This is a genomic window from Massilia sp. NBRC 108631, assembly GCF_059704565.1.
In genome coordinates this window covers 1-6,012 of the sequence record NZ_BAAKJE010000200.1, presented here as the reverse complement: position 1 = coordinate 6,012, position 6,012 = coordinate 1, and the positions used below count along the sequence as shown (strand labels likewise).

The window sequence follows — 6,012 nt, the reverse complement described above, 5'->3', positions numbered from 1 at the left end:
GCAGTTGGTCGATCAGCTCGACGGGAAACGGCGGCGGTGCTCTTTTCTTCCTAGGTTTTTTAGTGATCATTGCTTCGGTCATGGAACATCCCTTTCGGTATTATTTCATGACCCCGGACACACAAAAATTCTGACAGGCTCGGCACCGGTCCACTGCATTCTACCATCAGTTTTCTCGTTTCCCTTGGTACTTCCCTTAACCGCGCTAACGATATCATCCCATGGGGGCTAAGCATCGCGGTAGCTCTGACTTTGCTGCTGATTGCCCCAGCTTGATCGTATTGTATCTGGCCCTGACCAGAGAGCGACCAGACAGCCTCATTGGCAATGAGCACAGTGCGATTGCGTAATGATCTCCAGACTTGATGAAGAACACGCATTGAGTCTCAGTCTATGCTTTCCCGGCTGCGGTAAGGCCGACCGGAGTAGAACCGGAGGCCCTGCCACTATGGTTGAGAGTTTGCCTAGCTTTGGGTTTTCGTACTGGGCCTACTTTCTGCACAGCTTGCACACCCAGTCGCTGATTTTTCGCAGCAGGATAACGCAATTTTGCTCTCGCCTCCAATGCGTGCGGCTCCGGGAAAATGCAGCTGCGGTTACTGTTGGCGACTCGCTACTATCGCTGCTGTCAACAGCATGGTAATTGCACCTAAGCCCATTGCGCTAGACAGCCCAACATGATCCACCAGAAGCCCTCCCAGCATTGCCCCAGCACCTATTGATGCTTGGGCACTGGAGACAAACACTGCCGATACTGCTTCTAGCTTTTCCGGAGTCGCAGAGAAAAGCCAACTCTGCACAGCGATAGGTAACATCCCGAAGCCCAGGCCCCAAAGCATCAACAGAGGCACAACCACCCATGTCTGCCCACCAGCACTCAGAATCAGAGCGATTGGCGCGCCCATTAATGCCGCAGTCATGACCAAAGTCCACTTCACGTTACGTGCTGCTGCCCATCCAGCGCACAGGTTGCCAATGAAACCGGCAGCACCGTAACCAAACAAGATGGCACTTATTGTCGATGCGCTAACGCTCGTATGATCTAGTAAGTAAGGAGTAATGTAGGTGTAGGAGCCGAACTGTCCGATAAAGATAAGCAAGATGGCAAGCAAGCCTATTCGTACCTTCGATACCCTGAGCACACTACCTACATCTCGCAAGCCGTTTATCTGTGTTGGACTCAGCGACGGTAGTACTGCGATCAGCACAGCTACCACCAGCAATGCGACTACTGTTGCGGCCCCAAATGCGGTGCGCCAACCAAGCAAGCCGCCAACCAGCGTACCAACTGGTACACCGGCAACCGTTCCAAGAGAAACTCCCGAAAAGATCAGCGAAGTTGCCTTGGCACCTTGGGGGCCTGGACGTAAGCGAGGACCGAGAGAGCCACCTATAGTCCAAAAGCCCCCGATTGCGATACCTAGCAAAATTCGTCCGGCTAACGCCATCGGTAGATTCGCCGCAAAGGCGACAATCAGGTTCGCAACCGCTAACATGAAGAGCAGTATGCACAATAGGAGGCGGCGATTTAGGTTGCCCGCAAACCCAAGTGTGAACGGCGCCATGACAGCCGCGATAATTCCAGGCAGCGTCACCATTAAACCAGCTTGCCCCGCCGAGACGTCCAGATCCTGAGCAATTTGCGGCAGCAGACCGACAGGTAGAAACTCTGAAGTAACTAGCGCAAACGCGCCAATTCCAACTGAACTTACTGCAGTCCACGATGCCGCTTGCTCTACCTCGCGCACTTCATGGTGCGCGAGGCTGTTTATCGATCCAGAGTTCGGCTCTGCTTTACGCGAAGCGCTAAACTCCATGGCGCTTACCCAAACTTCACAAGATTGAGAGTGGGGAGCGGGCCACCAGGGAACTGATGCAGGCGTCCTGCTTCGAGACCACCAAGGTCGATTGCGTGGAAACCGAGGCGACCGATCAGCTTAGACACTTCGGCGTTGGCCGCAACATTTTCGCCAGAAACGAATAATACGCGACGCCCGCCCTCTGACCCCGGATCTCCCGCTAACAATGACGGTTGTAGGTGGTTGAATGCTTTCACCACGCGTGCGCCCGGCACCAATTCCGCAACTACTGCTGTGGATGGCCGTCCGGCCAAATCGAACGGCCGGAAGGTCGGCGCTTCAATAGGGTTGTTTGCATCTACAACAATCCTTCCGTTCCAAGGCTCCAAGTCGCGCACTGCACTTGGGATTTTTGACCAAGGGACGGCGATGAACACAATTTCAGCTTGGGCTGCTTGCTTTACAGTGGTCGGCGTAATGCCAGGAAGTTCCACAGCCAGGCCATCCAGCCCTTCGGGGCCACGGCTATTGGCGATCAATGCCTGAATGCCATTTTTTGCAAGTGCGCGGGCAATGGCCGTTCCAATTGCGCCAGCGCCAATGATTCCGATGTTCATGGCTGTCTCCTTAAGCGGTAAAGCCGCCGTCAACCATCAACTCAGCGCCAGTAACAAAGGATGCTTCATCACTTGCCAGATACGAAACAGCAGCGGCCACATCAGCCCCTTGGCCATAACGGCCTACTGCAATATTCGGCTTGACGAAATCAGCCACAGGACCGTCAGCAGGATTCATATCACTGTCTGTTGGGCCGGGATGAATCGTGTTCACAGTGATGCCACGCGGTCCCAGATCACGTACAAGGCCGCGAGTGAAGCCGGTCACCGCTCCTTTGGTTAGGGTGTATGCCGAGGCGGTTGGGAATGCCGCGTACTGCACCATCGAGCTGCCGATATGGATGATGCGGCCACCGTTTTCCATGTGGTGCAAGGCTTCTTGTGTGGCTACAAATACGCCGGTTACGTTCACGGCCAGGATGCGCTGGAAGTCATCGAACGCGATATCCTGCGGTGCACCGAGTACGCTAATGCCAGCGTTATTCACAAGGATATCAATCTTGCCGAACTGCTGCGCTACTGCTGCCACACCTTTGCGGACTGCATCAGGATTGCCTGCGTCCGCCTGAATGGCGATAGCGTTGCCGCCAGCTGCTTTGATCGCAGCGACCACTTCTTCGGCCTTGTCGGGAGAGGAGTTATAGGTAATGGCGACGGTGGCCCCGTCGGCTGCCAGGCGTTTTGCAATCGCGGCGCCAATGGAGCGGCTACCGCCAGTAACGATTGCGACTTTGTTTTGCAGTTTGTTCATGATCGTTTCCTTTCTAGGGAAGTTGTTTGCGATGGATCCAGTATGGCCGCGACGATGATCAAGCACTAGTGGTGACTTGTTATAATCAGTTTCAAGTAAAGATTGAAAGACCCTATGGAAACCCTCTCTAACCTTGAATCCTTCGTCCGCAGTGCGGAACTGGCTAGCTTTTCAGAAGCGGCACGACGTCTCGCGCTGACTCCGGCGGCGGTCAGTCGTAACGTTGCTCAACTAGAGCGCAATCTCGGTGTGCGTCTATTTCAGCGCAGTACACGCGGGTTAAAGTTGACCGAGGAGGGCGAACGGTTCCTAAGCACAGTGGCGGAAGGACTGGATAGCATTCAGGCGGCAATTGCAGATGTAAGTGTGCACGCGGGCCAACCTGCCGGGACGCTTAAGTTAAGCGCAGCTCCTGGCTTTGCTCGGGACTACCTGTTACCGTTGATGCCCTCATTCCTCGAACGCTATCCTGCGGTCCGACCAGATTGGCATCTCGATAATCGACAGGTGGACCTCGTTGCTGGGGGATACGATGCGGCTATTGGCGGTGGTTTTGAATTGACGCCGGGAGTAGTGGCAAGGGAGTTGGCACGTATTCGGATCATCGCCGTCGCTTCTCCACACTTTATGCAGGGCCGTCCTACGCCCTCGCACCCGTCTGACTTGAAGGGCTACGCGGGAATCGTAATGCGCTCTGCGATTACCGGGCGCTTACGTCATCGTGCCTTACGCGATAAGTCAGGGAAGGAACAAATGGTCGAATTAGATCCGTGTATGTCGCTGACCGAGCCGGACGGTATGGTTCAAGCGGCTGTTATGGGAATGGGTGTTGCCCTGCTCGCCGTGCCGAACGTACTTCCTTACCTTGAAAGTGGTCAACTCGTTCGTTTACTGCCAGGCTGGTATGAGGACGCGGGTCCAATATCGCTTTATTTCACCGGGCAAAAATTGTTGCCAGCAAAAACGCGAGCCTTTATCGACCATGTGAAGGAGCATTTTCTACGGGAGAATTTAGCTCAGCGCTTTCAGCAATATTGACCTGGGTTCCTAGGCTCGTGCCGACCAGTTTACAATGACGCTGACCCGAGCAATACCGGAGATTCCGGTCCTATGATTGAGAGTTCGCCTCACCGCCTACGTTCCGTTCTGGGCAAATTTCTGCACAGTCTGCACAGGCATCACAGCTCAGGGCCATCTCTTTTTGCTCAGAACGTACTTGCGATCATCCCACAAGAATTCGATAAATTCGTGCATTTGTGGGAATGGTGGAACCGGGCCGTAGTTGTAACCCATCCGACTTAGATTACCAATGAGCTCCTTGATCGGTGTGAGAAATTGGACGACACGGAGAACTAGGTGGCGTACAGCCTGTTCGTGTAAGGCTGGAAATACGAAGCCCTGTTCTAGCGTAAGGTCGCTCCCGTCAAGCCCTTGCGCTAAAATCATAGAAATGTCACTGATAGCTGCTGCGATCTTCGACCGAGACCCAATGATTTTCTGTACTGTCCTTGCAGGAATGTCACTAATCAGCACGGAGCGCACAATTTCATCAAACTGCCTAAGGGGATCTATGCTGGTTGACGACGTGCTGAGCGCATCCAGATTGTGATACCGGGTTGTTTGCGCAAAATCACTCAGGAGCTGGAGAACTTCACGAGTGATCGGCTGTAAAGTAGAAAGTGGCGGGACGTAAGACCGCTCATTGATTGATATCTCAGCGCAAGTTGTGTAGAGATTTATCAGGTTATGCCCGAAGCTCCTCAGCTGACTTTTTGTCGGCACGGCGAGGTTGTTCCCAAGCATGTGATGCATGATTAGGATAGCCTTTAGCAATCGCTCTGTGCCGATGGATAAGTTGAACAACGCAGCATACAGCTCCCCTTTGTTATGGACATGCGCGGCCCGCAGTTTGGTCAGTCCATCGGATAGGCAGGTATGGATTAGGTGGCCTTCTTGCTGCAAAAGTACGAAGGAATCGGGAAAGTTGCTGCTTCTGCTCATCGGGTTGAGTCTCCGGCCTAACACATATTGATTTTCAGACTATGCCGTCCCGCCTGCGGTAGGGCCGAGCTGAGCAGTACCGTAGGCCCTGCCATTATGGATGCGAGTTGATCTGGTTTTGGGACGTCGTGCTGGACCTACTTTTCGCACGGCTTTACCACTTACCGACTAGTTCACGCTTGACGAGATTGATCGTCTTGACCTCGCCATAATTGTCACCGATGGTTACAGACGCTGCCATTTTCTGAGGGACCGGGCGATGCCAGTTGTAAGCGATGTTGATAACATCGCCGAGCTGCACGCGATCGAATGCCTCGTCGATCACTTCGGTCGTGACGTCCGGATCAGGGAAAAATGCACATTCACCTGGCTTGCGTACGTTATCAAGGTCGCCGCCAATTTCGTCTAGCGGCTTCTGCATCATCATGCGCGGCACTTTGATGGCGGCTGGGCGCTGTTCTGCCGCCGTCCCCTGAAAGCTCCCGCTTGCCAGCGCCTCGTGGTAGTTAGGCGCGGTGAGATCAATCAGCCAACCGTCGCACTCGATCCAGGCGTGGAACCCTGCGATTCCAGTCTCAAGCGTTCCATCAGGTCGATTTACGAACCAAGACAACCCGGTTTCCGGCTCATTGCTTAGCATTACCGCGCCTCCTCCGCAAACTACCTTAGCGTTGAGCTTATAGTGCTTGTGCATCAGCGCAGCTCCGGTAATGCTGAAGAAGACGCACGAGCGCTCTGCACTGGTTCGCGTCAACTATCTTGTCCGGTCGGCGTCAATTATCTTGGCCGGTGAAGCGAGAGGTGTTTAGTCCTTCCTTTTCTTTGACTGTTGCGTAGTGCTAGC

The 6,012-nt window shown here is 53.9% G+C and carries 6 protein-coding genes; 1 reads left to right on the top strand and 5 read right to left on the bottom strand.

Going from position 1 to position 6,012, the window contains the following annotated elements; translation table 11 throughout:
• Positions 1–596: 596 nt before the first annotated feature.
• Genes AC6H42_RS21985 through AC6H42_RS21975 form a run of 3 tightly spaced genes read right to left on the bottom strand, consistent with a single transcriptional unit; the run spans position 597 to position 3,167 of the window.
• A complete protein-coding gene (locus AC6H42_RS21985) occupies positions 597–1,817 on the bottom strand; it encodes an MFS transporter (protein ID WP_497548936.1) in 1,221 nt (406 codons plus the stop codon).
• 5 nt (positions 1,818–1,822) lie between these two features.
• A complete protein-coding gene (locus AC6H42_RS21980) occupies positions 1,823–2,416 on the bottom strand; it encodes an NADPH-dependent F420 reductase (protein ID WP_497548935.1) in 594 nt (197 codons plus the stop codon).
• A gap of 10 nt (positions 2,417–2,426) precedes the next feature.
• On the bottom strand, positions 2,427–3,167 hold the full coding sequence (locus AC6H42_RS21975; RefSeq protein ID WP_497548934.1) for a 3-oxoacyl-ACP reductase family protein: 741 nt from the start codon (positions 3,165–3,167) through the stop codon (positions 2,427–2,429).
• 114 nt (positions 3,168–3,281) lie between these two features.
• Here AC6H42_RS21975 and AC6H42_RS21970 point away from each other — a divergent pair, with 114 nt between their 5' ends.
• Positions 3,282–4,205, top strand: a complete 924-nt coding sequence (locus AC6H42_RS21970) for a LysR family transcriptional regulator (protein ID WP_497548933.1) — start codon at positions 3,282–3,284, stop codon at positions 4,203–4,205.
• 147 nt (positions 4,206–4,352) lie between these two features.
• Here AC6H42_RS21970 and AC6H42_RS21965 read toward each other — a convergent pair whose 3' ends face one another.
• Both AC6H42_RS21965 and AC6H42_RS21960 read right to left on the bottom strand, forming a co-directional pair.
• On the bottom strand, positions 4,353–5,168 hold the full coding sequence (locus tag AC6H42_RS21965) for a hypothetical protein (RefSeq protein ID WP_497548932.1): 816 nt from the start codon (positions 5,166–5,168) through the stop codon (positions 4,353–4,355).
• A gap of 154 nt (positions 5,169–5,322) precedes the next feature.
• Entirely contained in the window at positions 5,323–5,922 is a 600-nt protein-coding gene (locus AC6H42_RS21960; RefSeq protein ID WP_497548931.1) for a DUF2026 family protein, read from the bottom strand.
• Between the last annotated feature and the right edge of the window lie 90 nt (positions 5,923–6,012).